The sequence below is a fragment of the Sphingobacterium sp. WOUb80 genome, assembly GCF_050058145.1.
In the GTDB taxonomy this organism is placed as follows: Bacteria; Bacteroidota; Bacteroidia; order Sphingobacteriales; family Sphingobacteriaceae; genus Sphingobacterium.
This window is the reverse complement of record NZ_CP165617.1, coordinates 1,383,955-1,410,085: the sequence shown is the minus strand read 5'-3', so window position 1 is coordinate 1,410,085 and position 26,131 is coordinate 1,383,955. Positions and strand designations below refer to the sequence as shown.

Here is a 26,131-nt window from a genome sequence, read left to right as displayed (position 1 = left end):
ATTTTGTTGCTATAACGATACACAAAAAAGCCTCGGTCAATTGACCGAGGCTTTTTGTGTATCGAAGCAATTATCGCTTAGATGCTAGCGATTGCATGATTCAATGTTTCAGATGGACGCATTGCTTTTGCCGCCAATTCATCGTTCGGGAAATAATAACCCCCGATGTTTTGTGCGTGACCTTGAGCCGCGATCAACTCTTCATTTATTTTTGCTTCGTTATCTGTTAAAACTTTTGCAACAGCTTCAAATTTATGAGCAAGCTCCACATCTTTAGTTTGTGCTGCCAATGCCTGAGCCCAATACAGTGTCAGATAGAAATGTGATCCACGGTTATCGATCTGTCCTACTCTGCGTGCCGGAGATTTGTCATTTGCCAAAAATTTCTCAGTAGCTTCATCCAAAGTTTCTGCCAGTACTAAGGCTTTGGGGTTATTTTGTGTTTGTGACAAGTGCTCCAATGAAGCACCAAGTGCCAAGAACTCACCCAATGAGTCCCAACGCAGGTAACCTTCTTGAAGGAATTGCTCAACGTGTTTAGGAGCCGAACCGCCAGCACCTGTTTCAAACAAACCACCACCATTCATCAATGGAACAATAGAAAGCATTTTAGCCGATGTACCTACTTCTAAAATCGGGAATAAATCTGTCAAATAATCACGAAGCACGTTACCTGTTACTGAAATAGTATCTTCTCCTTTACGAATACGCTCCAAGGAGAATTTAGTCGCTTCAATTGGAGATAAGATACGGATGTCCAAACCAGTTGTATCAAAGTCTGGCAGATATTTCTCTACTTTCTTGATAATTTCTCTATCATGTGCACGGTTTTTGTCTAACCAGAATACCGCAGGCGTTTCGGACAGACGAGCACGGTTTACAGCCAATTTCACCCAATCCTGGATAGGTGCATCTTTGGTTTGACACATACGGAAAATATCGCCCTCTTCCACTTTTTGCTCCATGAAAACGTTTCCTTCAGCGTTTACTACGCGAATTGTGCCATTGCCTGCCGCCTGGAAAGTTTTATCGTGTGATCCATACTCTTCTGCTTTTTGAGCCATCAAACCTACGTTTGGAACAGAACCCATTGTTTTAGGATCTAATGCACCATGCTCTTTACAGTCTTCAATTGTTGCTTCATAGACACCCGCATAACAACGGTCAGGAACCATAGCGATAGTATCTTCTTCTTGACCTTCTTTATTCCACATTTTACCACCGATGCGGATCATCGCTGGCATGGAAGCATCGATAATCACATCCGAAGGAACGTGGAAGTTTGTAATACCTTTATCCGAGTTTACCATTGCCAAAGCAGGACCGTTTGCAATAGCAGCATCAATTGCAGCTTTTACGTCCCCTTCTTTTGCGTGGCCCGCAATTTTAGCATACACCTCACCTAAACCGTTATTTTTATTGATACCTAACTCCTTGAACAAATCGCCATATTGTGCAAAAACATCAGCAAAGTAAGTTTCAACAACAGCACCAAATATAATCGGGTCAGAAACCTTCATCATAGTTGCCTTTAAATGTGCAGACAATAAGACGCCAGCTGCTTTAGCTTCTGCGATTGCGTCCGCAACAAAAGCTTTCAACGCAGTTAAACTCAATGTCGATGAATCAATTACTTCACCAGCTTTCAATGGAGAAAGGCCTTTCAATTCTGTTACCGCACCGTTGGCATCTACAAATTCTATTTTAAATTGACCCGCATTCTCGACAGTTACTGATTGCTCAGATCCATAGAAATCACCTGATGTCATCGAAGCTACTTTCGTTTTGGAATCTTTGGCCCAAGCACCCATTTTATGTGGGTTTGCTTTCGCATAATTCTTAACGGCTTTCGGTGCGCGACGGTCAGAGTTTCCTTCGCGAAGCACTGGATTTACGGCTGAACCGAGTACCTTTGCATATTTCGCTTTAACGGCTTTTTCTTCTTCTGTCGCCGCTTCATCAGGATAATTAGGAATAGCGTAACCAGCTTTTTGCAATTCAGCGATAGCACCTTTCAGCTGCGGGATTGATGCTGAGATATTTGGTAATTTAATGATGTTCGCCTCAGGAGTTGTCGCCAACTGCCCTAATTCAGCCAATGCATCAGCAATTTTTTGATCTTCTTTTAAAAATTCCGGAAAGCTAGCAAGGATACGGCCTGCTAAAGAGATATCTCTCAATTCAACATCGATATCAGCTGTAGCTGTAATCGCTTGAACGATAGGCAAAAACGAATAAGTCGCCAATAAAGGTGCTTCATCTGTTTTTGTCCAAACAATTTTTGATTTGTTTGACATAGTAATCTATTAGAAATATGTTTAATTTTTAATGCTATGTGAAATGATCGAGAAATCTGAATTTCTCAAAAATTCGCCTAAAGATAAGAATTAATGCCATAATTCGCGAGAAATTGCCTCCCTTTTGACAATAAAATTGTGAAAATAAATATATTTTGGCAATAGAGAATAAGTCCGGCCACCTACAGTTAAACGTATTCCTCTTTACATTTCAGTGACCAGATACTACGGTGTAAATATTATTTTAGCTAAAACAAAAAATAGTATTGACAATGAAATCATTCAAATTGAACAATGGAATTGAAATTCCAGCAATTGGGTTTGGAACTTGGCAGATTCCTGATGGACAAGAAGCGTACCAGGCGGTCAAAGAAGCACTTGATGCAGGATATACACATATTGATACAGCAGCGATCTATGGCAATGAAAAAAGTGTGGGCAAGGCAATAAAAGATAGTGGATTGGATCGAAATTCATTATTTATTACTACAAAACTATGGAATACTGAACGTGGATATGAAAAGACGATTGCCGCGTTTGAGAAATCGCTTGCCGATCTGCAATTAGACTATCTGGATCTTTATTTGATTCACTGGCCGGCAAACGAAACACAATTTGAAAATTGGGCACGGATCAATGCGGATACCTGGCGAGCTTTCGAGCATCTGTACCAACAGGGGAAAATAAGAGCGATCGGCGTGAGTAATTTCCCCAAAGACTACCTCGCCAAACTATTGGAGTCAGCGACAGTTATCCCTGCTGTGAATCAAATTGAATTTCATCCGGGATACCTTCAGGAAGATACAGTGGCACTCTGCCAATCCAATGACATCCTTGTTCAGGCTTGGTCACCTCTGGGTTCGGGCAGAATACTGCAAAATGAAACACTCGTTACACTGGCTAAGGAAAAGAATACCAGTGTTGGACAAATCTGTATCAAATTTGCTTTGTCTCAGGGTATCTTGCCGTTGCCAAAATCAACTAATCCCGAGAATATAAAAAGAAATTTAGTTATCGACTATTTTGATCTGACAGCAGACGACATCAAAACGATCCGTGAGCTTCCTGAACTAGGTTTCTCTGGATCTGACCCTAAAAAAGTCGCTTTCTAGGGTACTAAAATACCATCATTGCGGCTTCCTTAATGTGAGTCCAATGATGGTGTTTTTTGCACCTTTTTTGTTTCTACAATAATGACCCCGTTTGCACCCCGCGAACCATATATGGCGGTATCGACCGGATCTCGAAAAATCTTGATCGATAAAATATTTTCCTTAGGCATCTTTTCAAAAATATACATCTCAGACAATTTTCCATCAATAACGACAAGAGGATCATTTTTCGAAGCTATAGCTATTAATTGCTTTTTTCCTTCCGCATCTACTTTTACAACAGAACGCATGCCATAGTTTCCCAAAAAAACAAAATCACTGTCCGCAGGGAGCGACTGAATAAAATCATCGTACAAGTGTTTAGAAAATGATAAGCTCGAAAGTGCCTCATCAAACCGGAAAGCAACAGCGTCTAGTTCAGCCTTATTTCCCTTATAGTATAGTATATCGATTGCTTTTCCCTCTTTAATTGCCAGGAGACTCAGTGCAGGTGGCAAGTCTATTGCAGGAAGATTTCCCTTATAGGATCTGTAGCTAAATTTAGCTAAAACAAGACTGTCAACTAGCTGTTTGACTTGTGTCACATATTTATTGTCAACGTAGAAGTTTTTATAGATGGTAAAATATTCACCCTGCAGTGTTTGAACATCTATAGCAAACGATCTAGATAAGCTGTAACCATCATATAGCCAATTTCCAAATTTCAGAAAAGTAATATCATCTTTGTTCTCCAGCTTATGTTGCGCAGGTGAAATCTGAAACAACAGCAGAAAAATAGCAACTAACTGTATTCTTCGCATATTAATTTTTTAAAATAAACGAGGCTAATATATGTTTTATATCTTTATATTAAAGAGAAGAAATGAATGAAATACAGCTCATAGACCAATCAGAACTTTCCCAAAAAGGAGAAGAATACAACTATCATCCATTAAGCACGACCTGTATCCTATTATATAAAGGCGCAGCAACAATAAATTGTAATGGTTCTCCGGTCGAACTCAAAGCCGGCTGTATTTTCTTTATCGGTTATAATAAGTACTACAGCTTTATGGAAATCAGTACCGATGCTGTTTTCAAAATCCTAAATTATGACCGGAATTTTTCCAACAGAATAAGGCTATCAATCAGCAGATACGATGCTTATCGACTCATCAATGCTAATAGCTCCGCTCCATTTACTCCTTCTACAGATGACTTTGAAACGATTTGGACATTACTATCAACCTTACATCGCAACCGCAAAAGGCCCACAGATCTAAAAAAAGATTTTCTTCAAAAAGCCGAAATCAATATTTTTATGGCCATTATTTATCTTTTGGCAGATGTGATCTATGCTGCCGGTGAAAGTACCAATCAGATCCGCAATAAAAGAAAGGAAGAAATCACCGTACATTTTTTACAACTTATTGCCGATCATTACAAAACACAGCGCGACCTCGCATTCTATGCCGATCTGCTCCATATTTCCATCAAATACCTATCAATCAGCGTCAAAGAAATCACAAAGGAATCTCCCTCGGAAATTATCAGCAACTGGCTGATCACTGAAGCAAGAGCCCAACTGATCATTTCTACCAAAACAATCAACCAGATATCACAGGAGTTTAACTTTTCGGATCAGTATGCATTTAGCAAATTTTTCAAAAAACATGTTGGCATAACACCCAAGCTATTTCGTGAACAACAGACAACGCTTGTTACCAATTGAACATCATAAAACAGGAATCAGACATTTCGTGCCCTATGATGATACATTAACTTTGTAGCACATATATAAACAAAGTTGAATATCATGAATATGAAGTCAAGAGCCCCTAAAATAGGTCTTTACTTGACGTTATGCTTCTTTACATTTTTTTGCAATCAAACATACGGTCAAGACAGCATAAACACCCGAAAAATAAATATCGAAAAACTGTTTGAACTTGCCTTACATAATCACCCGAACCTTATTGTTTCAGCATCTGCAGTAAGTATAGCCAAACAAAAGACTGAAGTTGCAAAATTGAGAAGACTTCCTGAGATCAGTGCTTCGGCATCCGCATTTTACCTTGGCGACGCCGCTTTAATTGACAAAAATTTATCGGGTTCAGAAAAAGTACCTTTACCTCATTTTGGCAATAACTATGCCTTAGAGGCGAAAGAACTCATATGGAAAGGTGGCGTTGTAAAGAACAGTATCAAAGCCTCTTCTTTAGGAGAAGAATTAGCTGAATTAGATCATAAAAATGAAGAACAAAACATCAAAATTCTGGTTTTAGGCTATTATCTTGATCTCTTCAAACTTAAGAACCAGAAAGCTGTCTATAATCAAAATATCGATCTAGCGCACAAAAGACTGGACTTGACGGACAAATTATATAAACAAGGAATGATCACAAAAAATGATGTCATCCGCAACCAATTGCAAATATCTGAATTGGAGCTAGCGAGAGAGGTCATTCAAAACAACATGAAAATCCTGAATGATGAGCTTATAGTCGCATTAGGACTACAAGAGGGCACAATAATTGAGCCGGATGATAAATTATTAAACAGCAGCTTTCAACTGGCTGACCTCTCGAGCCTGAAACAAGATGCTTATATATCCAGCCCCAGTCTGCAGCTTGCCGCCAAAGAGACTGAACTACTGCATACCGAAAAAGATATTACAAAATCAGAGAAATCGCCCGCTCTTAGCATCTTCGCAGGAAACAGCCTTGTCAAACCAATCACCAATGTGATGCCGGTTATCGATAAATATATGAATACCTGGAATACCGGTATCTCGCTGAGCTATAATATTTCTTCATTATACACAACTGGAAAAAAGCTTAAGCTAAATGATTTGCAAATTGAAAAAAACGAGAAATATGAAAGCGCTCTGAAACAAAAAACCAGCGTAGCTGTTAATACTGCATACATTAAATACAATGAGGCCTACTCACAACGCAAGACGCTGGAGTACAACAAAGCACTTGCTGATGAGAACTATCGTATTATTGAGAAAAAGTATTTGAACCAATTGGCGTTGATCGTCGATATCATGGATGCTTCAAACTCAAAACTTGAAGCAGAATTGAAATACACAAATGCTGAAATCAATATTGTGTATGCATATTACAAACTTTTAAAAGAGACTGGAAAGATCTAGTACATTTTCCCTTTGCCTAATTTAATCAGTTTTATATATGTAAGGCCTCGTTAAGAAATTAATGGGGCTTTTTTTATCCGCAATACTGCACTATTTTAACTCATTATTATGGCAAATTCATTTTTCAAAACAATCCGAACATCCATCAAGCATTGGTATATCCCATTGATTATTGGTATTCTATTAATTCTTTTGGGTTTCTATACCATTTCTACCCCTGTTGCTGCATTTCTCACATTAGCAATTCTGTTCTCTTGGTCGTTTATTATTTCCGGTATTCTGGAGATCATCTTTGCGGTACAGAACAAAGATGAGGTGGACGGCTGGGGCTGGTACCTCACCGGTGGTATCCTCTACATGCTATTCGGCATATTGCTGATTGCCAACCCCTTGCTCTCTGCGAGCACGCTAGCATTTATTGTGGGTTTCTATGCACTCTTTAAATCCTTTCAGTTACTGTCCTTCTCCTTTGACCTCAAAAATTACGGCAGTAAATCCTGGGGATGGAATTTGCTATTTGCCATTTTAGGCATTATTTTCAGCTTTATTTTACTTTGGAATCCACTCTTTGCCGGTTTTTCCTTGGTTATCTGGACAGGTATGGCCATTAGTACAGTGGGATTTGCGGCTTGTGTATTCGCATTTCAGCTAAAAAGTCTGAAAGATATACCAAATAAACTGCCAGACGAGTGGAAAGAGCGTTACCAAAAGCTTAAAGAAGAATTTGACCAGCATCGCAAATAAAAAAAGGGCTTAACGCAATGCCCCCAAAAAGTTAGACACTTTCTGGGGGCATTGCAGCTCTAAAAATCAAAGCTATTTACTTATTTCAATAACCTCAAACGGCACTTTAGCCAACGGATAATCCTGTTTATCCGTTTTGACCTGACTTATTTTCAAGATCACTTCAAAGCCTTGATAAATTTCACCAAAAACGGTAAAATCATGATCAAGTCTCGGCTGACCACCGTGGGCGAGATATTCTTTACGTTGGACATCGGTATATTTAATCCCTTTTTTTGCCTCCAGACTATCAAGCTCAGGCCCTGTGATTTTCTTTCCGACGACAAAATAAATCTGGTTCAGAAAAGACGCTTTTTCAGGATTTCCATCCCTCCCTGCGCCTAATGCGCCCATTTTATGAAAAGCACGGTCATCGAACTCAGCTGCCAATCGCGGCTTTTGATGCAGCGGATCTGCGGCCTCCCGCTTTTCAATATCAATATCATGCTCTCCTCCCTGCACAACAAAATTTTCAATAATACGATTAAACAGCGCTCCCTGGTAAACAGAATCTTGAATTGACCGCAGCATCAAATCGCGGTGATGTGGTGTATAATCATAGAGTACAACTTTAAAATCGCCAAAAGCCGTCTTGAAAAGCAAGTGTTTTGACTGTGCGTAGCAATTACCCAGTGCGATCAAAACAAAGCATAGGATGATCTGAATTTTCCTCATAGTGCGCATAAATCAGTTTTTAGAATTCACATAAAAATACATTAAATTTTGATTTTTGAAAGTCGTTTTCCATCTATCTTCCTTTTGGACCAAAAAAACAGACGCCCCAGATTCTTCCAAAAATTTTTTGGCACTAAAAAATTACAAGCATAGGGCGCAATTAAAACTTGCAAATAAGCATAAATTTATCTTAGTTTGGATCAAAACTATTCACTACTATGCAGTATACAGCAAATCCAGACCGATACCAAGATATGATCTATAATCGGTGTGGTCAATCCGGTCTTTTATTACCCGCAATCTCCTTGGGAATGTGGCATAATTTCGGTGATGACACGCCACATCAAACCAAAGTCGATATCTGCACCACAGCATTTGACCTCGGAATTACGCATTTCGACCTGGCAAACAATTATGGGCCACCTGCAGGGAGCGCTGAAAAAGCATTCGGACAAATATTAAGAGAACAATTTCAGGGCTTACGCGACGAAATGATCATTTCATCAAAAGCAGGTTACCACATGTGGAATGGGCCGTACGGAGAATGGGGCAGCCGCAAATATCTGATATCGAGCTGTGAGCAATCGCTAAAACGCCTAGGTATCGACTATGTTGATATTTTCTATTCACATCGTTTTGACTCCAATACGCCTTTGGAGGAAACCATGTTGGCGCTAGATCAGCTGGTCCGTAGCGGAAAAGCTCTTTATGTAGGTATTTCATCTTATAACTCGCAACGCACAAAAGAAGCCTATGCGATCTTAAAATCCCTGGGCACACCATTTATTATTCATCAACCCAGCTATTCAATGCTCAACAGATGGGTCGAGACCGATGGTTTACTTGACACTTTAGATGCCATAGGCATTGGTTCTATTGTATTCTCTCCGTTAGCACAGGGCATGCTTACAGACAAATACTTACAGCATATTCCACAGGATAGCCGTGCCTCACAGTCAAAATCACTTCAGACTAAATTCCTGAACGAAGAAAATCAAAAAAATATCCAGGCTCTACATGCGATTGCCCAGCGCAGAGGACAGTCATTAGCGCAAATGGCTATAGCTTGGGTTTTACGTAAGAAGCAGGTTACATCGGCGCTAATTGGCGCATCAAAACCACAACAAGTCATTGATTGCGTTGGTGCACTAAAGAATCTATCATTCAGCCCGGAGGAAATTCACGAAATTGATCTTTATGCAAAAGATGGCCATATTAATATTTGGGCCAAATCAGCAGAAATCGATTAAGATGAGTGCCGCAAAAATTTTCATCCGATGAACTGCTTTGCGCCTGACTGAAATCCATAAAAGCATAAATAAGCCCGGCACTAGCCGGGCCTATTCCATGATTAACCCATTTTCTTCAATATCTTTTCAAAGGTGTTGATATTCCGGCTTGTCATCTTATCTTTAAGATTCTTTTTCCCCAATACCTTTCCAAAGCTGGAATCCAAGGTATTTCCCTTAGGCACGCGCCAATAAAAGACCGCATTGACGATCTCAGCCTTCTCCCCCAGTGCTTGCGTCGCCTTGCTAAATTCATCCATCAGTATTTTTTCGACACCTTCTGTTCCTACAAAAGCATATACATGAAAGTCTGCATCCGTCTCAAAAGGAATGTTTGCCTGTAGTAACCCCACCTCATCCGCTGAACGGATGAATAAAAAAGCTTCATAAGAAAAATACGCCGACATAGATTCCTCCAATAGCCGCTTGAGCTGTTCGGCCGCTTGGTCTGATGAAAAAACAATATTACCAGAAGCCAGTACCGAAGTAACGTCCGTTACACCAGCATCTTTAAAAACCTGACAGACATCAGCCATTTTCATATTGGTTCCCTTCACATTGACGCCACGTAAAAAAGCACAGTATTTCATCTTATTAAATTAATCGATTATTTCATCCATCGGATTCCAAAACAACTTTCTAAAATCCTTGATCCGCAAATTATTCACAACAAGCCCTTCGGCCTCAAGCCGTTCCTCAAATTCAGGCACAGCAAGTGTACCGCCACTTGATATAACACGGTGCGCGGGCACATCGCTGGGACATCCGCCCATAGCCTTCCCGACATGTCGCGAATGATTCGGATAACCTAAGGCCTTTGCAATTGCCCCATAGGTTGTCACCCTTCCTCTCGGAATCAGTTTAGCTACCTCATATACCTGCTGTTTGAATTGCTCATCCATGTCAATTTATATTTTATTTGCGCTGTTTATGCATGTCAAAAAATTTTCTCCCTTATTTCCACAGTGAAAAATGAAGAGCAAACTAAGTTACAAAAAGCTCCTGTAAGCTGTGCAGTCTTTAACTGATCACTTGTCTATTTTTTTTCAAGTGGCTGTGGCGAGAAAGACTCTTCCAATTGTCTATATATTCGATTCCAGCTAGGATTATTATCAGCATTTAACTTTGTATATTCTCCACTTTTTGCCTTAATGCTTATTTTAATATCTATTCCATCGTATGGCTGACGCGATTCTTCTTCTTTAGCATCAGCAAATTTTTCCAGATCAATTTTATCCAATAATAAGTTCCATTTGTCTTCCGTATTGGCGTATGATTTTAGGGTACTATGAGCGGTATCAATTGCAGAAAACAAATGATATACACTATCTCTTGTTATCCTAATCGTATAACCGTTTGAAGGTGTGGCCGTAAATCCACCAATGGTAGAAATTGAAACCGCGGTAATTTCATTTTTTTTAGTGTTCTCTGCCGTTACCCGATGTGAATTATGGGTACAACTTTGCCATAAGAATAGCTGTCCGACCAAAAGCGAGAGATTTAGAATCAATTTTCTGTCCATATCTTGTTCTATTAAATCTTAACTCCATATTCTTTACCTATTAAACCCATCAGTTTCCCCGGATTAGCTTTAGAGCCTTTTCAAGATCGCGATCTCTTTTAATTACGATATCCGTAGGATCGTAGTCTACTGGATAATCAGGCATTATACCACGACCGCGAATTGGATTTAGGGCAACCGATTCAACGCGCATCAGGGGAAAGTCTACGATGACCTTTGTGTATGGCAGCGTAAGTGTTTGCATTACCATCCCATTACAGCCTTCTTCATTCCCTGCTGTTTCTCTCCCAATAAAAGTAACATTTTTGCGCTGTGATTTAAGAGCCGCCGTAAAAAGCGCTCCCGATGAAAACGTAGCGCCATCAATTAAAACATATAAGTCTCCGTCGAAATGATCTTCTGCCGTCAATGGAAAAGGTCCATATATTTTTCCCATCGCAGGTGTGGATTCCACATGGTACCATCCCCCCTCTTTATCGGTAATTTTATAGCCTAACAATAAGTTGTTCATCCGTTTCCTGTCAAAATAGGTTGTAGCAGTATTTATAGCGGCACTTGGAAAGCGCGATTTAACATCTCTGACTATACTAAACGGAGCATCTGCCAGATAAGACAACAATCGGATCGCAACACGGATGTCTCCGCCCGTATTATGTCGCATATCCAAAATCAGATTTTTTATTCCATGCTCTTTTATCTGATTGAATACCTCCTCATAAACAGTCGTGTCCCCATAGGAGAATGGTTTTGTTTCAAATAATGCTGTAGCTGAATCAGCTGAAAATCGAAGCGCAAGATTTCCGGTATGCTGTGCAAGGGTCCAGTTTTTATAATTATCAAAACCAGGGGCAGTTACATCTTCGAAATCCAAGCTTTTCGTTTCGACAACCACATCTTTCCGTATCCCCTGCGCGGTTCGTAGCTGTATTCTGTAAGCCCCTTCCCAATGGTAATATGCATTGCATACATCCTGAAAACCGTCATACTCACTTAAAAACAACTCTTTAAATGTTTTATTACAACCGTCCATGGCATAGAGATCAAATCCATGCGCAATAATTTTTTCTGCGGCAACGCCATTTATACCCATAATCTCATCGCCGGTGGTCAATACATCTGTTTGATGGAAAGTTACGAATACACGCCCCTTGCTGACAAGAACTTTAAAAGGTAAATGCGCCGGATATAAGCCTATTGGTTGTTTATACCCTACGGAATGTTTCAATTGCGTATGTCCGCATCTTAACAGACAGACGAAAGGATAGATCTGTGAAATAAACTCGGGTTCATATAGCGGCTTGACGATCGACAGGTACACTCGCTCATAAGCTTTTTGAAGGCTTTCCGACGAGGTATAATAACCATAGCCGGGGTGTATTTTCTGGATAACCGACCAGAGCAAATTTAGATCTGACTGCATGCTTTTTACAGAAAGCTTTGTCGGAATATCGCTTTTTTTGCTCACCAGTGCCTGACTTTTACCCGACAACGAAAAACCTATAAATAGAATAATCGTCAGCCAACAACCCATTATCTTATAATTTATGTTCCTTTTCATCGCCATTTAAGCAAAGTTAATAATCGTTTATGCTAACAAATATAGTTTTAAATTCAGACTCACAACATGAATAAGATGCAAAAACCAACACAAAACCATCCCTTCCTGACTTTGCTCCTATACTGATTATCAATGGTGAAAAACACAGAATAGTTGCGAATCTTCCCTGGTATCAGCTTGTCTTAGCACTTCTTCCACTTTTACTCCTATATGGCGGAGACTTGGGTGGCGGTGCAGGAGCTATTGCAGCTTAGAAAAGTATTGTCCCGAGACGTTTAATATTTTTTCATTTCATCCATCAAGCGCCGAAGTCAATAAATTAAACTGATAAAATTCAAGCGTGGATACATCATTTTTTTGCTATGGGTGTTTTAAGCTAATTTTTGGTCAATGTTTTGCGGTAATAAATAATGTTTATCAATAAAAATCATTTTATTCATTTTCTATCCTAATGCTTGATAAGTTAACATTTAGATTGATCTATTTATTTTCGATATTGTGGCTCATGTATCTAGTATATACAGTTACAATATCTTTTTCTGATCAGCAAAAAATGAAGCAAATATATTGGTATGGAGCTAAAAATATAAGCTCGATTTATAAAGGCTATAAAGCCAGTATTATCACAAGATCATATGAACATGAAAACCTAATAATAAAGAGGGATTATGCATTCTTTGGCCAAGGTCTAAATATGTACCTATCAGACGTAGATCGAAAAAAGGAAATTGTCGACATCACTTTCTTTGTATATGAAAACGATTATCAGCTCTCGAATAACACCATTAGCAGCGCAGTTACAATTCCTTATTTTGGTCTAAGAAAAGGTGAAAGTTCTGCCAGCCGCTTCCTTCTCTGGCTAGATATTTGGAAATTTAATTATTCCAAAATTATTGCATTTGGCATTTTATTTTGCCCTCTGCTTCTTGTTTTGCTCTATTTAAAGATTAGTGGAAATAAGAAATACAAATTGGAAGATTTTGATACCAAAAATAGGTTTATAAATTATACCTATATCCTGTTTGCTTTGTGCTTGCTCGTAAATTTCCTCATTTAATCAAACCGAACAACTTCACAGGCCGAAGATTTTCACTTTTTTAAATAAGTTAGTTTAATGGTTCCAGATGGAGATCGTTGCACAGTTCCATCTTTTTTTTCGTAGTTTTTATCAAAATACGGAAGTATTTCTGCCATAAAGTTATCTAACTCTTTTAAATCATTTATCGTGGAAAAGGGAGTCAATCCACTATTTCCAAATCTCATTTTAATAACTTGATTATTGGTATAGATGCTGACATACTTAAAATTAGTACTTCCATAGATCTTAAATTTTAAAATTTCATCAAGCTTCATCTCCCACTTCCTTTTCTTGAATCTGATAGTGAGTTCCAGGTCATTTATTAATATAATCTCCCAGAATTCACTCATTTTTTTTCCTAGTATTTTAGCTAGCAACAGACCGACAGACAACCCGGCTAATCCACCTCCTAGAAATACAAAATGGGGTATATTTCTAAATTCTACATGATTAATTGAGCGGAAAAGTATAATCGACAATTGGCCAAATAGAATTATAAACGGCACAATAGAAAAGCCTATTAGCAATTCTGTTTTCAAGTCAACACCTTTAATATAATATTTTAACTGTCTCATTACCTTATGTATCTATATTCAAAAACTTTTTTAGGAGTTTCTACTTTTCCGATACTAAAATTGAGCTTATTAAAAATTACCTCCATCTCAGCTATCATACGATCCATCGAGTCAATATCTGTAGCTGATGAATATGGAGCTAGCCCATACGTCCCCAGCCGCATTTTAAATTTCTGCTGCTCAGACTCAATTTTTAAAAGTCGCATGTTTTTCGCTGTTCCCACCAAAGAAATCAGGGTAATCGAAGAGTATTCAAAGCAATAGGATAAATGCCTATCCAACACTTGGATGCTGATAGTTTCATCTGAGAATTCAAATAAAAATTCTACTCGCATCTTTTTCCCTAATATTCTGGCAAAAAATAACCCCAATGCCAATCCTAAAAACATAGCACCGAAGAAAATATAACTTGGTATGTGGATCACAGTATCTATATCGTTTATAATGTAATATAAATAAATGGACACCACCCAGATAAAAACAAAGCACAGCCCAAATAAAAAGCTGATTTTCCACTCGATTTTTGAAGGAACTCCTTCAATAGTATATCTTAAATTCATGACTTACGTTCGAACATTATTGATCTGGCTTCTATTTGAGGCAGGAGATCCCGCCGCCAGAAATCTTGATGGTTGGGACTAATAATAGTACTTTGCCGATGATATAGCTTGACAAAAATAATATCTATCGAACACCTACAATGCTCAATATTTTATTACATAACCACCTGAAAATAAAAAAGGATTGTTAATATACAAAAAAAGAGGGTCTTTTAGAAAAAGACCCTCCCAGCGGAGAGTGAGGGATTCGAACCCCCGAACCTGTGACAGTTAACGGTTTTCAAGACCGCCGCATTCGACCACTCTGCCAACTCTCCGCGACAAAAGTACGAATTTTCACTCTCCTACCAAATTTTATTTTATATATTGTGCTTATTGAGCTTTTATAAACTGAATATCAGCACTAAATTTTACATCGTCGCTCACCATGACGCCACCTGTTTCTAAGGCAGCATTCCAGTTAAGTCCAAATTCTGAACGTTTGATTTTGCCTTCCACAATAAATCCAGCTTTGGTATTTCCCCAAGGATCTTTTTGGATACCTGCAAATTCTAAATCGAAAGACACTGGTCTAGTGACATCGCGGATTGTCAAATTTCCTTTAATTTCATTATTCTCCAAGCTTGTTGCTTCAAATGTAATCGCAGGATATTTCTCCACGTCAAAAAAATCTGCACTTTTTAAATGTCCGTCACGTTGCTCATTACGCGTATTGATGGATGCGGTGTCAATACTGACTTTTGCAAGCGCGTTTTTAAAATCCTCGCCCTCGGCATCAACATCTATTTTAAAACTGTCAAAGTTTCCTTTAACGTTTGTAATCATCATGTGTTTTACTTTGAATTCTATCTCGCTGTGTGCAGCGTCTAGTTCCCATTTTCCTTGTGCCATAATTTTATGTTTTTTCTATTTGTTTAACAACACAAAGTTAACAGCAGTTTTATTCATTTTGTTTGACCTAGATCAATAAAATAATCTTATTGAAAAGCAATCAGTTATTGAAAAACCACAAAAAAAAGTAGACGATATTTTGGAAATATAACACAAATGTCTACTTTTGCATTACCGAAAGCGACGCGCCAATAGCTCAGCTGGATAGAGCATCGGTTTTCTAAACCGACGGTCTCAGGTTCGAATCCTGATTGGCGTACTTAAAAGCCCCTTTGTTTAACACAGAGGGGCTTTTTCTTTAGCTTATTTTACTTTGTCTCTCCTGTTTTATCACAGCCTCTTCCCAGGTTACTTCATTGGGGAATATCAATCATCAGCTGGATACAATCGAAAAGATCCCACCTATTTCTTAACAAACTCACGCACGCGCTCATCTTGAATGACACCCGACCAGTTCAAACCGTAGCCAAAATCGTAAGCATGTCCCGCTTGATCAACATACACCTCCATATCAAAGGGCACATCCTCAGCTTGCTTTTCTACTGTAGCCATATTCGCAGGCATTTGAACCGGTAATAAACCCGAAGGTTCATATTTTCCAAACATAATATCCAGCGCAGCCTGCGTCGATACGCCAAAATTTAGGACAATACCAGAAACTTCCTTTTCGAACTCAGCAAATACCATCGGTTTGTTGGCCGTTACGGCAACCAGAACTGGTTTGTCTTTCATCATAGCCTTTGTATCCAATATGGTCTGCAGATCCATCACATTTGCAGCAGTCACCGTTTTATCTTTATAGGACCTATTCCTAATCGAAGGATCAATTACGGGATCTCCCGCGGCAATACTTTGCGCACGCGCATTTAAGGCGGTATAAGAGCCGTATTGCAGAGAAATGGGTACGTAGCCATTTCCTCCATTCTTCCGGTCTCTTTCGCTGTATCCACCTTCTGCACTGATCGGACTCTGCACAAACACAATGGCGAGATCCGCCTCATTGGGCTTATCAGTTACATCGGCATATTTACGCAAAAGGTCCATATTGACCGGATAGTCCAATCGTGCCTGTGTATAGTTGCCCCACCAGTCTTTCATTGCTGCTGTATAAATCTTCGGAACATACACTTTCTTCCTTCCACGAATCGGCAATTGCTGGCCCTCATTCTTTAGCAAAACAATAGACTTTACCTGTGCCTCATACCCCGCCTTCATGTAATCTGGATTTCCCACGATGGCACGACTTTCCGCGACATCTAGATATGGATTTTCAAAGAGCCCAACGCGAAATATATTTAGCAGAAGCCTCCGGGCAGAAGCTTCAAACCTTTGCCGCATAAATTTCTGTCCGTGTTCCTTTACCCCCAACTCATATGCGGCCAGCACCGGAGCTTTATCGTTATTCCCACCAAACTGATCCACACCGGCCATTAATGCTTTATAATGACGCTCTGCCACTGAAAGCTGTTCTACCCCCCAGGGTTTACCCGCAAATCCATCTGGCGTGGGGGCTTCATCTCCGGTTATCAACCAGTCCGAACAGATTACGCCATCATAACCATAGGTACCGCGCAACAAATCTGTCAGCAAATACTTGCTATAGCCATTGCCGACATTTTCACCATTCTTCTTGTCCTGCCCAAATGAAATCGTATAATACGGCATCACTGCGGCAGCTTTGCTCGTTTTTCCAGCGAGCTGGAATGCGCCGTTGACAAATGGCATGATATGTTGCTTCAGATTATCGCCTGGATAAACAGCAAATTTTCCGATAGCCCAGTGACCATCGCGACCACCCTCCTCAGGTCCACCGCTAGGCCAATGTTTCACCATGGCATTAACACTCTTGTAGCCCCAACCCAGGGCTATTTCATCTTTTCCGCTCGATGTCTGAAAGCCATCAATATAGGCTCTAGCCATAGCGGTAGTCAACTCAGGACTCTCCCCAAAAGTCATACCGATACGGTACCAGCGTGGTTCCGTCCCTAAATCTATCTGTGGCGACAATGCTGTCGTAATGCCCAATGAACGATATTCCGAAGCGGCCACCTGACCAAAACGCTTAACGATAGCCGGGTCAAATGTCGCTGCCATCGCAAGCCCGTCGGGCCACATCGAAATTTGACCCCCAGCCCCGGCATTAAACTCTGCACTGACAACAGCATTGTGGCGTGGGTCTGAACTGTTATTCGCTGGAATACCCCAACCTATCCCTTCTACGAAGCTTTGCAGCTCGTTGTTCCAGCGAGCCGCAGTTTCCGGATCTTTCACCCCAGTCAATAATACATGCCTGACCCCGTCTTTATCAAGAAATTCGCGTTGTTGATCTGTGAGGGCCCACGGCGAAACAATACCCTCCTGGTAGTTTTTCCCCTGATAGGTGCCAGCCATAAATCCAAAGGCCGGAGCTGGCAATGCTTGATGCCGGCTATATAACATAAGTCCAGCAATCTGATCAACAGACAGCTGCGAAGCGAGATCTTTAGCTCGCTCCTCTGGTGTCAAACGCCAATCCTCATAACGGTCTAATTTTCCATTCCGATTGAGATCCTTGAACTTCATTCCAGCGACGGTCAGTACTTTTACTCCCGATATCGCCGAATATCCCAACATAGGACCAGATTTATTCTCAACTTTTTGATAGACCTGCCCTTGCGCTGCAAAAGCTAAAAATAGACTGAAAGATGATGCGAAAATTAGGTTTTTTGCGTTCATATAATCCTGTTATTTTAATGAATGAATTGTAGTCAAAGCTCTTGCCACAAGCGCAATAAAATATTGGGCGCTGGCATTGTTATAATCAGTTATTATTATTGCTTCATAATGAAGCAATACAATTCTACAACCTTTTTATTCAAATACAAAATAAAATCAAGAAAACGACACACAAAACTGATTACCAGGCAATTAATTTAAACAAAATGGCTCAAATGTAATTTTTAACGCTGGGGTTTCAAGGAATTTTACCGATCAACCTGTCTGCCATTGGAATATTTTTTTGTAATATTAACCCAAAGACAGAAGGATATGGATTTTAGAACACAGATAATAAATGCATCAGCAGAGAGTTATGAAAAATTTCTGCCGCATATTTCTGTGGACACCGTTGTTTTTGGCTTTGACCAGGGCTCCCTCAGAATTCTTTTGCTTAAAATGAATTACAACAAAGAATGGTTTCTTCCTGGAGGTTACGTAGGCAAAAATGAGGATACGGACGAGGCTGTCAAACGTGTTCTCCATGAACGGTCCGGCGTAAAAGATATCTTTCTGGAAGAATTTGCTGTATTTGGAAATCCTCAGCGTAACCAACAGTCCTTTGCTGACTACCCTGATACGCTTTGGAACAAACAGCGTTTTATCTCGATAGGCTACTATGCTTTGGTCAACTACACCCATGTCGTCCCTCAGCCTGATGCTTTAAGCGAAACCTGTCAGTGGGTTGATTTCAAAGAGGTGGCAACATTAAAAATCACTATGGATCATCGCAGCATGATCAACAAAGCGCTACAGGTCCTGCGTGAAAGACTTTCCCATAAACCGATAGGCTACAATTTATTGCCCGAAAAATTCACACTACCTGAACTGCAGGGACTCTATGAAACCCTGCTCGGCAAAAAACTTAATCGTGGTAATTTCTATCGCAAAATGAAAAATATGGGTATTCTTCTAAAACTCGACGAACAGCGGAAAGGCGGAGCTCATAAAGCTCCCGACCTCTACAGGTTCAATCTGGATGTGTATAACAGTATTTTACAAGAAGGCTTAAATACTTGGTAATATTAGCTAACTTCCTTGTCCTACCTTTTGCATACTGCCATCCCTATTTCGATTTTTACGCAATATACTTGTTAACAATGTTTTCGAGATCTTCCAAATCAAACGGTTTAGACAAAAAATCATCTGCTCCGGCACGATCTGCCAGGGATTGAATATCATTGTTTGCCGACACGTAAATTACGGGAATATGGCTAAACCGCTCATCCGCCTTTAACAGCCTCGTCGCTTCAACCCCACCAATATTTGGAATCCAGTTATCCATTAAGATGAGGTCTGGCTCAGCAGATTCTACCTTCTGGATAATATCATGGGAAGTTTCGGAAACTTCAACCCGGAACCCCAAATCTGTCAAAACAACTGTTATGACCTCCAAAATAATGGTATCGTCCTCAAATATCAATACAGTTTTTGTTTTACTCATATATATTAGTTTATGTACCCGTCTTTGTCCTAGCCGCTAATACAAAATAGATTCTGTCAGCACGCATACGCCTATAAGGTATAAAGTTTTTTCCAAATTTTTTGATCCCCCACGGCCGTAAAGTTATGCTGAATACTTGAAAAACGTATCGTTTCTTTACTACCCAAAGCCAAATATCCTAAATTTTCTAGACTCGCGTCAAATAATTTAAAAACACGCTCCTGTAGATCCTTATTAAAATAGATCAGCACATTACGGCACAATATCAATTGAAAGCTGTTAAAAGAAGTATCGGACACCAGATTATGGGTAGATAAAATCATTTTTTGTTTCAAATCCGCATTGAATTTAGCCCATTCATAGTTTGCCGTATAATATTTCGAAAAGTCCTGCTTTCCGCCAGATTCAATATAATTTTCCGAGAAAGATTTTATCTGACTCAATGGATACACACCATTCCGGGCAATTTCAAGCACCCGAGGATTAATATCCGTTGCATAAATCAACGACTTATGATGCAGATTGGCCTCTTTTAGTAAAATTGACATCGAATAGGCTTCTTCACCCGTGGAGCAGCCTGCAATCCAGACACGCACTAAAGGGTACGTACCTAATTGCGGTAAAATTTCCTCCCGTAATTGGCGAAAGAATAATGGATCCCGAAACATCTCGGTTAAATTGACCGTAATCTCCTCTACAAAGTGCTGCAAAAACGTCGGATTATCCTTTAATGCAAAGCGAAGTTCAGCAAAACTTGCCAAACGATCATTCGTCATAATCCGATTGATCCTCCTCTTCATCGAGGCACGGCTATATTGCAAAAAATCATAGCCGTAATCCCGGTAGATATCTTCAAGTAAAATATCTATCTCATGGTCTTTTATAATATTATAGCCCAACATTTAAATTAACCGTTCAATTTCCCCCATCAATTTATCGACATCGATCGGCTTCGAAACATAGGACTGCGCGCCGGCATCCAAGCATTTCTCCCGGTCTCCACTCATGGCCTGTGCCGTCACAGCAATAACCGGAAGTCTGTCAATAAAGCTCGAATTACGAATCAGCCGAATCGCCTCATAGCCGTCAATTTCAGGCATCATCATGTCCATCAGCACCAGCACAATATCCTGATTGGTCTCCAGAAGCCGAATCGCTTCATGTGCATTCGTACTGCTCAATACCTGATATCCCTTCGCTTTCAAAGTCAAACGCAAAGCAAAAATATTACGTTGATCGTCGTCCACGATTAATATTACCTTATTCTGATCCATATAGCCGTTATCCTCAATTTTCATATAACCATACACGCAATAAAGATAGCAGCTGATCGATATCCACCGGCTTCGAGATATAATCCGAGGCTCCCGCCTGGATACATTTTTCACGATCTCCGATCATCGACTTTGCCGTCACCGCGATGATAGGTAATCTTGCGTAATCTGCCTGCTGTCTGATGTTCTTGATCGTCTCATAGCCATCCATCTCCGGCATCATCATATCCATCAGCACGATATCAATCGGTTCACCCGACGCCAGTACCTCCAAAGCTTCCTTGCCATCCATGGCCGGAATCACCTTTACCTGAAATTTCTCTAAAGCTTTAGTCATCGAGAAAATATTACGCACATCATCGTCAGCAACAAGAACCTTCTTGCCTTTCAATACATCAGTCAAAGCTCCAAGTCCGTTATTCTTCCTTCTTGCTTCATCTGAATTGTTGACTTCGATCAAATGGAGAAACAGGCCTACCTCATCCAGAATACGTTGATAGGAATGCGCCGTTTTTACGACAACAGAATCTGCGTATTTCTTAATTTTCAATTCTTCAGCCTTGGACAGATTCTTTCCTGTAAAGATAATAATCGGCAGATTCTCCAGTCCTTCGTGCTGTTTGATCGCTTCCAATGTATGATACCCCATTTCATCAGGTACCCCCATATCCAGGATCACACAGTCCACATCCGCTGTACGTAATGCCGTAATACTATCCTCTACATTATCTTTTACTTCAAGGGATATATTAAAACTACTTAAGAAATAAGATAATGCGCTTGCATGCTTTGGATTTTCCTCAACAATAAGAACCTTTTTCGGTGAACGGCTTAGGGCCGACTCAATCTTTTGAAAAACCGAAGTCATTTGTTCCAGCGCAACGGGTTTATTAATAAAATCGATCGCTCCTTTTAGCAAACTTTCTTTTTTCACCTCGAGCGAAGACATAATATGCACCGGAATATGCCGCGTCCCCTTATTGCCTTTCAATTGATCCATGACAGCCCATCCATCCATAATAGGCAATTGAATATCAAGCAAAATAGCTACAGGATGATATTTCTGCGCTGCTGGGAGCGCATGGTCACCACGAACAACAACGACTCCCTTATACTTTTGCGTGTGCATATATTTTAACAGTGCCTTGGCAAAATTAACATCATCCTCCACAATCAAAATCACCTTATCTCCTTCCAAGATCGCATCCCGATCATCCGGAATCTCCTCCGGTATTCTTATTGTGACCGGATTATAGGTTTCTTCTTTAACAATTTCGATCACCTCTTCCACTTCCGAAGAGATCTCTTCAACCAATTGTTGTTCTTTGGTCAAGATTGCTTTGACTTCGGCTTTGAACTTGGGAATAACAAATAAAAATGTACTTCCTTTGCCTTCTTCGCTTTCCAGCCTGATCTCTCCACCTAGCAAACGCGCTATCTCACGGCTAATGGAAAGCCCCAGCCCTGTACCGCCGAACTTCCTCCTCGTCGAACCATCTGCCTGCTGAAAAGCTTCAAAAATAATTTTCTGCTTTTCGAGTGGTATACCGATGCCTGAATCGACTACGGCGAATACCAATCGGTCTGTATCATTTGGATCTTCATAAATTTCCAGGCGTACCACGCCTTCTTTTGTAAATTTGATTGCATTTGAAATCAAATTACGAAGTACCTGGTCGATACGAAGACGATCTCCCTGAAATCTTCCACTGATCTCATCCTGGATTTTCGTTTTGAAAATCAGGCCCTTTTCCTGCACAATTGGTGAAAACAGGCTATTCAAATCTGACATAATATCATTCAGATCCAGTGACTCATATTCCAGGGTCATTTTGCCCGATTCGATTTTGGATAGATCCAGAATCTCATCGATCAGTGTCAGCAAACTTGTCCCTGAACTCTGAATAACTTTAGCAGATTCAATCTGGTCCGAATTTAAGTTTTCCTCTACGTTCTCAGCAAGCAGGCGTGATAGCAGCAATATTGAGTTAAGCGGTGTACGCAGTTCGTGGGACATATTCGCCAAAAACTCCGATTTATATTTGGTACTTAAAGCCAGCTCTTCTGCTTTATGCTGAATTTCCTGATTCCGTTCGGCAATCATCAGATTCTTATCCTCAAGCAATCGCGAGCGTTCTTCCAGTTCTTGATTGGACTGCATCAGTTCCTCATGCTGCACTTTAAGCTCTTCTTCCGACGACTGCAAGCGCAACGTCTGAGCCTCCAATTCCGTATTTAGGCTTTCAAGCTCGGCATGCTGCGTTAACAGCTCTTCAGATTGCACCTGCGTTTCCTCCAGTAAAGTTTGAATCTTCGCCCTTCCTTTTGCCGAGACCAGTGCAATGCCGATCTGGCGGGCACATTCAGTCAGAAATTTATGCTCTACCGCTGTAAAATCCTCCATTTGACCAATTTCCATCACACCCAGCACTTGGTCTTCAACCAACATTGGCAAGAAAAGGATATGCTGCACGTTGATCTTCCCATTGGCAAAACTGACGACATAGTCCGTAGTATTTAGATTATGTAGTGTCTTAGATTCCCGGTCAATAAATACTTGCCCAACATAACCTTCCCCTGGTAAAAAATATTTTTGTACCTGCGTATCCAAACCGTATGACCCGGATAGCTCCAACTTCTCCTCATTGAAAATATAGATCGCCCCACTAACGGCTTCTGTGTAACTGATAAGACTTTTGATGGAATCTGTAGCAATAATCTCCTCACGCTTGTTGCCCACCAACCCCGTATAGAGTTTTGCGTAACCCGTATGCAACCAGTCGTTGTCTGTAAGCTGGTCAAACGATTTCTTCAATGATTTGGACATTCTATTAACCGATTTGGCGATTGCTCCCAGATCATCATCTTCAACCTCTTCTGCCTTAACATCATAATCTCCCAGTGCGATGCGGTTCGTAATCTTCTGAACCAAATTTAACCGTCTAGAAATAGCCTCATCTTTCTCCCGCAATGATTTTTCAAGCGCAGCGCGTTTCAAGAAATCGGCACGTAATCTAAAATAAAAATAGGTTGTGATAATAAGGGAAAGCAGTGCACTGATGACAATGAACAGGGTGGTAATAAACGAGGAATTATCCAAATTAGCTGACTTCTTATCAATATTATCGTCCTCATAATGAATAATATCTTTGATAATTGCCCGACACTTATCCATAGCCATTTTACTTTCATCCAAATGTGCTAAGCTGACAGTGCCCCCCTTTCTTTTTATATCCACAGACTCTTTAAGGACATCCAGCCGCCATTGTGCAGCAGTCAGAAGGCTATCAACCCGAACCTTTTGTACCGGATCCGACTTGGTAAGCGCTGTAATCTCCTGCAATTCCAAAGGGAGACTTTTCAGTGCCATATTAAAAGGCTCCAGGTAATTTTCCTTACCTGTCAAAAGAAAACCTCTATTTCCTGTTTCAGCACCCTGCAACGAATTGATCAACGTATTTGCCGTACTTATGATCTTTCTTGTAACGGCAAGCTCCTGACGGTGTCTATTCTGTTCCTGGATACCGACATAGGATGCCGCAGAACTTACGAGTAAGACGATCAGCGAAAAACCTATCCCAATCGTTAAATTATTGATTGTCTTATTATTTGGCATCTACAGGTAAATTTAATGGTAAGGTAAAATAAAATGTGGCACCTTGCCCATCCGAACTTTCAACGGCGATATTCCCCTGATGGCTACGGATAATTTCGGCGCAGATATAAAGGCCTATACCAAGCCCCTGAAAATCAAAGGAGGTTTCTTCCACGCGATAAAATTTCTCAAACACATCAGCTTGTTTCTCTGCGGGTATCCCAATTCCAAAGTCAGTAACACTGATTTTCACAGCATCTCCTACAATGCGGCAATCGACAATGACCTTCTCTGTTCCGGCAGCATATTTATAAGCATTCGTTAAAAAGTTAACCAATACCTGCTCGAGACGAATCTCATCGCCATAAACAAGCAAATCGGAAATATCACCCTCTCGGTAAAGGACCATATTGCTTTGGTCATGCGTCTGTACAATGGAATCAACAGCGCTCCTGACCATATGTTCAAGCGAAAACACTTTCTTATTGATGACCAGTTTGCCATTGTCTATCTTTGACAAGTCCAGCAGATCACTGATTAGACTATTGAGTTTATCAACTTGCCCTTGAACTCTATGCACATATTTTGACTCAGGACTTTCTTCCTCGAGTCTGAGCTTACGATCCAGCAGTTGCATATACGCCTTGATGCTCGTTAAAGGAGTCTTCAATTCGTGGCTGGCAATGCTCAGAAATTCATCTTTCTCTTTTTCTGCGCGCTTCTGCGCATCAATATCGGTAAACGTTCCCACCCAGTTGCTCTCGCCATTTTCTAAGATTGGCCATACACGCAACAACTGGTATGAATATTCGCCACAAATACGCTTTTTCAGACGGACTTCCATCTCCAGCGGCTCACCAGATTGGAGGCTGGCCTGAAGTTCGGCAGCAATCGGACGGTCACCCGGGTAGGTCTGCGGAAAAATAGTGGCATCGTCGGAAAACTGAAACCAGCGCCCATTGACAAAATCAATATTCCCGCGGTTATCGCAGGTAAATGCGATTTGAGGAAGCGACTCCAAAAGCGTATGCAGATAGTCTACCTTCGAACGTAGTTCTTTTTGCGCCTGCTTACGCCGCTCCACCTCAAGCTCCAATGTTTGCTGGACTTCTTTGAGCGCTTGCGTCTGCTCATATAAACGATAAAATGTCTTGACCTTCAGCATCAGAATATCTGGATCAACAGGTTTGGTAACATAATCCAAACCACCTGAATCATATCCTTTTGTAATAAAACGTTTATCTGTATTGACAGCTGACAAAAATATAATCGGAGTTTCCTTCGTCTTACTAAACCCGGCAATATTTTCAGCAACCTCAAAGCCGTCCATATCGGGCATCTGAACATCCAATATGATTAAGGCATAATTATATTTTAAGATCTTTTTTAATGCTTCTTCGCCAGATTGAGCGGTATCAACTTTAAAATTTTTGGATTCCAGTAATTTTTGTAAAGAGTAAATATTATCCGGATTATCATCGACAATTAATATCATAGCGAGTTAAAACTTAGAATCAAGGTTAACAAATCTAAAAAAATTATACGAATACCACCAATAGAATTGCTCAATCGTATAGGCAAATTGAAA

23 protein-coding genes and 2 tRNA genes are annotated in these 26,131 nt (G+C 40.3%); 8 read left to right on the top strand and 17 right to left on the bottom strand.

Annotated elements, in window-relative coordinates; translation table 11 throughout:
- Positions 1 to 77: 77 nt before the first annotated feature.
- Positions 78 to 2,297: an NADP-dependent isocitrate dehydrogenase gene (locus tag AB1Z56_RS05520; protein ID WP_426791365.1), complete on the bottom strand. Its 2,220-nt coding sequence runs from the start codon at positions 2,295 to 2,297 to the stop codon at positions 78 to 80.
- Positions 2,298 to 2,569: 272 nt separating this feature from the next.
- On the opposite strand from AB1Z56_RS05520, the gene AB1Z56_RS05515 reads away from it, so the two are divergent.
- Positions 2,570 to 3,409, top strand: a complete 840-nt coding sequence (locus tag AB1Z56_RS05515; RefSeq protein ID WP_426791364.1) for an aldo/keto reductase — start codon at positions 2,570 to 2,572, stop codon at positions 3,407 to 3,409.
- Positions 3,410 to 3,438: 29 nt separating this feature from the next.
- Here the strand turns inward: AB1Z56_RS05515 and AB1Z56_RS05510 are convergent, their stop codons facing one another.
- Entirely contained in the window at positions 3,439 to 4,209 is a 771-nt protein-coding gene (locus AB1Z56_RS05510) for a hypothetical protein (protein WP_426791363.1), read from the bottom strand.
- A 62-nt stretch (positions 4,210 to 4,271) separates the two neighbouring features.
- Here AB1Z56_RS05510 and AB1Z56_RS05505 point away from each other — a divergent pair, with 62 nt between their 5' ends.
- The 3 genes from AB1Z56_RS05505 to AB1Z56_RS05495 all read left to right on the top strand — a co-directional run bounded on the left by AB1Z56_RS05505 (position 4,272) and on the right by AB1Z56_RS05495 (position 7,289).
- Complete coding sequence (locus AB1Z56_RS05505) at positions 4,272 to 5,120, top strand: helix-turn-helix domain-containing protein (protein WP_426791362.1); 849 nt, start codon at positions 4,272 to 4,274, stop codon at positions 5,118 to 5,120.
- A 90-nt stretch (positions 5,121 to 5,210) separates the two neighbouring features.
- Positions 5,211 to 6,545 carry a TolC family protein gene (locus AB1Z56_RS05500; protein WP_309360595.1) on the top strand — a complete coding sequence of 445 codons (1,335 nt, stop codon included), beginning with the start codon at positions 5,211 to 5,213 and terminating at the stop codon, positions 6,543 to 6,545.
- Between the two features lie 108 nt (positions 6,546 to 6,653).
- Positions 6,654 to 7,289, top strand: a complete 636-nt coding sequence (locus AB1Z56_RS05495; protein WP_426791361.1) for an HdeD family acid-resistance protein — start codon at positions 6,654 to 6,656, stop codon at positions 7,287 to 7,289.
- A gap of 72 nt (positions 7,290 to 7,361) precedes the next feature.
- Here AB1Z56_RS05495 and AB1Z56_RS05490 read toward each other — a convergent pair whose 3' ends face one another.
- Positions 7,362 to 8,012 carry a peptidylprolyl isomerase gene (locus tag AB1Z56_RS05490; RefSeq protein WP_426791360.1) on the bottom strand — a complete coding sequence of 217 codons (651 nt, stop codon included), beginning with the start codon at positions 8,010 to 8,012 and terminating at the stop codon, positions 7,362 to 7,364.
- A gap of 209 nt (positions 8,013 to 8,221) precedes the next feature.
- Here AB1Z56_RS05490 and mgrA point away from each other — a divergent pair, with 209 nt between their 5' ends.
- Positions 8,222 to 9,253: an L-glyceraldehyde 3-phosphate reductase gene (mgrA, locus tag AB1Z56_RS05485; protein ID WP_426791359.1), complete on the top strand. Its 1,032-nt coding sequence runs from the start codon at positions 8,222 to 8,224 to the stop codon at positions 9,251 to 9,253.
- A gap of 101 nt (positions 9,254 to 9,354) precedes the next feature.
- Here mgrA and AB1Z56_RS05480 read toward each other — a convergent pair whose 3' ends face one another.
- The 4 genes from AB1Z56_RS05480 to AB1Z56_RS05465 all read right to left on the bottom strand — a co-directional run bounded on the left by AB1Z56_RS05480 (position 9,355) and on the right by AB1Z56_RS05465 (position 12,372).
- Positions 9,355 to 9,882 (bottom strand): DUF1697 domain-containing protein, encoded by a 528-nt coding sequence (locus tag AB1Z56_RS05480; protein ID WP_309360602.1) that lies wholly within the window; start codon positions 9,880 to 9,882, stop codon positions 9,355 to 9,357.
- Between the two features lie 9 nt (positions 9,883 to 9,891).
- Positions 9,892 to 10,194 carry an MGMT family protein gene (locus AB1Z56_RS05475; protein WP_426791358.1) on the bottom strand — a complete coding sequence of 101 codons (303 nt, stop codon included), beginning with the start codon at positions 10,192 to 10,194 and terminating at the stop codon, positions 9,892 to 9,894.
- A 134-nt stretch (positions 10,195 to 10,328) separates the two neighbouring features.
- Complete coding sequence (locus AB1Z56_RS05470; protein WP_309360606.1) at positions 10,329 to 10,814, bottom strand: hypothetical protein; 486 nt, start codon at positions 10,812 to 10,814, stop codon at positions 10,329 to 10,331.
- Positions 10,815 to 10,863: 49 nt separating this feature from the next.
- Entirely contained in the window at positions 10,864 to 12,372 is a 1,509-nt protein-coding gene (locus AB1Z56_RS05465) for a S41 family peptidase (RefSeq protein WP_426791357.1), read from the bottom strand.
- A gap of 553 nt (positions 12,373 to 12,925) precedes the next feature.
- Between AB1Z56_RS05465 and AB1Z56_RS05460 the strand changes: the two genes are divergently transcribed.
- Positions 12,926 to 13,429, top strand: a complete 504-nt coding sequence (locus AB1Z56_RS05460; protein WP_426791356.1) for a hypothetical protein — start codon at positions 12,926 to 12,928, stop codon at positions 13,427 to 13,429.
- Positions 13,430 to 13,461: 32 nt separating this feature from the next.
- Here the strand turns inward: AB1Z56_RS05460 and AB1Z56_RS05455 are convergent, their stop codons facing one another.
- From AB1Z56_RS05455 to AB1Z56_RS05440, 4 genes are all read right to left on the bottom strand, one after another.
- Positions 13,462 to 14,025, bottom strand: a complete 564-nt coding sequence (locus AB1Z56_RS05455) for a hypothetical protein (protein ID WP_426791355.1) — start codon at positions 14,023 to 14,025, stop codon at positions 13,462 to 13,464.
- Positions 14,025 to 14,585 carry a hypothetical protein gene (locus AB1Z56_RS05450; protein ID WP_426791354.1) on the bottom strand — a complete coding sequence of 187 codons (561 nt, stop codon included), beginning with the start codon at positions 14,583 to 14,585 and terminating at the stop codon, positions 14,025 to 14,027. Before AB1Z56_RS05450 ends, AB1Z56_RS05455 begins: the two co-directional genes overlap by 1 nt.
- Before the next feature lie 232 nt (positions 14,586 to 14,817).
- A tRNA-Ser gene (locus tag AB1Z56_RS05445) sits at positions 14,818 to 14,902 on the bottom strand.
- A 55-nt stretch (positions 14,903 to 14,957) separates the two neighbouring features.
- Positions 14,958 to 15,476: a YceI family protein gene (locus AB1Z56_RS05440; protein WP_309360616.1), complete on the bottom strand. Its 519-nt coding sequence runs from the start codon at positions 15,474 to 15,476 to the stop codon at positions 14,958 to 14,960.
- A 185-nt stretch (positions 15,477 to 15,661) separates the two neighbouring features.
- On the opposite strand from AB1Z56_RS05440, the gene AB1Z56_RS05435 reads away from it, so the two are divergent.
- Positions 15,662 to 15,735, top strand: a tRNA-Arg gene (locus AB1Z56_RS05435).
- A 143-nt stretch (positions 15,736 to 15,878) separates the two neighbouring features.
- Here the strand turns inward: AB1Z56_RS05435 and AB1Z56_RS05430 are convergent.
- The gene (locus tag AB1Z56_RS05430) at positions 15,879 to 18,191 is read right to left on the bottom strand and encodes a glycoside hydrolase family 3 N-terminal domain-containing protein (RefSeq protein WP_426791353.1); all 2,313 of its coding nucleotides are present in this window, start codon (positions 18,189 to 18,191) and stop codon (positions 15,879 to 15,881) included.
- A gap of 312 nt (positions 18,192 to 18,503) precedes the next feature.
- On the opposite strand from AB1Z56_RS05430, the gene AB1Z56_RS05425 reads away from it, so the two are divergent.
- Positions 18,504 to 19,253, top strand: a complete 750-nt coding sequence (locus tag AB1Z56_RS05425) for an NUDIX hydrolase (protein WP_426791352.1) — start codon at positions 18,504 to 18,506, stop codon at positions 19,251 to 19,253.
- Between the two features lie 55 nt (positions 19,254 to 19,308).
- On the opposite strand, the gene AB1Z56_RS05420 is transcribed toward AB1Z56_RS05425, so the two are convergent.
- From AB1Z56_RS05420 to AB1Z56_RS05400, 5 genes are all read right to left on the bottom strand, one after another.
- Complete coding sequence (locus AB1Z56_RS05420) at positions 19,309 to 19,674, bottom strand: response regulator (RefSeq protein WP_309360622.1); 366 nt, start codon at positions 19,672 to 19,674, stop codon at positions 19,309 to 19,311.
- A 71-nt stretch (positions 19,675 to 19,745) separates the two neighbouring features.
- Positions 19,746 to 20,576 (bottom strand): CheR family methyltransferase, encoded by an 831-nt coding sequence (locus tag AB1Z56_RS05415; protein ID WP_309360624.1) that lies wholly within the window; start codon positions 20,574 to 20,576, stop codon positions 19,746 to 19,748.
- Complete coding sequence (locus AB1Z56_RS05410; RefSeq protein WP_309360626.1) at positions 20,577 to 20,972, bottom strand: response regulator; 396 nt, start codon at positions 20,970 to 20,972, stop codon at positions 20,577 to 20,579.
- Complete coding sequence (locus AB1Z56_RS05405) at positions 20,962 to 24,564, bottom strand: response regulator (protein ID WP_426791351.1); 3,603 nt, start codon at positions 24,562 to 24,564, stop codon at positions 20,962 to 20,964. Before AB1Z56_RS05405 ends, AB1Z56_RS05410 begins: the two co-directional genes overlap by 11 nt.
- Positions 24,554 to 26,038 (bottom strand): hybrid sensor histidine kinase/response regulator, encoded by a 1,485-nt coding sequence (locus AB1Z56_RS05400; RefSeq protein WP_309360630.1) that lies wholly within the window; start codon positions 26,036 to 26,038, stop codon positions 24,554 to 24,556. Before AB1Z56_RS05400 ends, AB1Z56_RS05405 begins: the two co-directional genes overlap by 11 nt.
- Positions 26,039 to 26,131: the final 93 nt, after the last annotated feature.

Coding starts and splice junctions, on each gene's coding strand:
- AB1Z56_RS05430 (WP_426791353.1), bottom strand. CDS start 18,191: ATGAACGCAAAAAACCTAATTTTCGCATCATCTTTCAGTCTATTTTTA.
- AB1Z56_RS05460 (WP_426791356.1), top strand. CDS start 12,926: ATGAAGCAAATATATTGGTATGGAGCTAAAAATATAAGCTCGATTTAT.
- AB1Z56_RS05410 (WP_309360626.1), bottom strand. CDS start 20,972: ATGAAAATTGAGGATAACGGCTATATGGATCAGAATAAGGTAATATTA.
- AB1Z56_RS05450 (WP_426791354.1), bottom strand. CDS start 14,585: ATGAATTTAAGATATACTATTGAAGGAGTTCCTTCAAAAATCGAGTGG.
- AB1Z56_RS05480 (WP_309360602.1), bottom strand. CDS start 9,882: ATGAAATACTGTGCTTTTTTACGTGGCGTCAATGTGAAGGGAACCAAT.
- AB1Z56_RS05515 (WP_426791364.1), top strand. CDS start 2,570: ATGAAATCATTCAAATTGAACAATGGAATTGAAATTCCAGCAATTGGG.
- AB1Z56_RS05425 (WP_426791352.1), top strand. CDS start 18,504: ATGGATTTTAGAACACAGATAATAAATGCATCAGCAGAGAGTTATGAA.
- AB1Z56_RS05415 (WP_309360624.1), bottom strand. CDS start 20,576: ATGTTGGGCTATAATATTATAAAAGACCATGAGATAGATATTTTACTT.
- AB1Z56_RS05420 (WP_309360622.1), bottom strand. CDS start 19,674: ATGAGTAAAACAAAAACTGTATTGATATTTGAGGACGATACCATTATT.
- AB1Z56_RS05495 (WP_426791361.1), top strand. CDS start 6,654: ATGGCAAATTCATTTTTCAAAACAATCCGAACATCCATCAAGCATTGG.
- AB1Z56_RS05510 (WP_426791363.1), bottom strand. CDS start 4,209: ATGCGAAGAATACAGTTAGTTGCTATTTTTCTGCTGTTGTTTCAGATT.
- mgrA (WP_426791359.1), top strand. CDS start 8,222: ATGCAGTATACAGCAAATCCAGACCGATACCAAGATATGATCTATAAT.
- AB1Z56_RS05400 (WP_309360630.1), bottom strand. CDS start 26,038: ATGATATTAATTGTCGATGATAATCCGGATAATATTTACTCTTTACAA.
- AB1Z56_RS05505 (WP_426791362.1), top strand. CDS start 4,272: ATGAATGAAATACAGCTCATAGACCAATCAGAACTTTCCCAAAAAGGA.
- AB1Z56_RS05520 (WP_426791365.1), bottom strand. CDS start 2,297: ATGTCAAACAAATCAAAAATTGTTTGGACAAAAACAGATGAAGCACCT.
- AB1Z56_RS05470 (WP_309360606.1), bottom strand. CDS start 10,814: ATGGACAGAAAATTGATTCTAAATCTCTCGCTTTTGGTCGGACAGCTA.
- AB1Z56_RS05475 (WP_426791358.1), bottom strand. CDS start 10,194: ATGGATGAGCAATTCAAACAGCAGGTATATGAGGTAGCTAAACTGATT.
- AB1Z56_RS05405 (WP_426791351.1), bottom strand. CDS start 24,564: ATGCCAAATAATAAGACAATCAATAATTTAACGATTGGGATAGGTTTT.
- AB1Z56_RS05465 (WP_426791357.1), bottom strand. CDS start 12,372: ATGAAAAGGAACATAAATTATAAGATAATGGGTTGTTGGCTGACGATT.
- AB1Z56_RS05455 (WP_426791355.1), bottom strand. CDS start 14,025: ATGAGACAGTTAAAATATTATATTAAAGGTGTTGACTTGAAAACAGAA.
- AB1Z56_RS05440 (WP_309360616.1), bottom strand. CDS start 15,476: ATGGCACAAGGAAAATGGGAACTAGACGCTGCACACAGCGAGATAGAA.
- AB1Z56_RS05500 (WP_309360595.1), top strand. CDS start 5,211: ATGAAGTCAAGAGCCCCTAAAATAGGTCTTTACTTGACGTTATGCTTC.
- AB1Z56_RS05490 (WP_426791360.1), bottom strand. CDS start 8,012: ATGCGCACTATGAGGAAAATTCAGATCATCCTATGCTTTGTTTTGATC.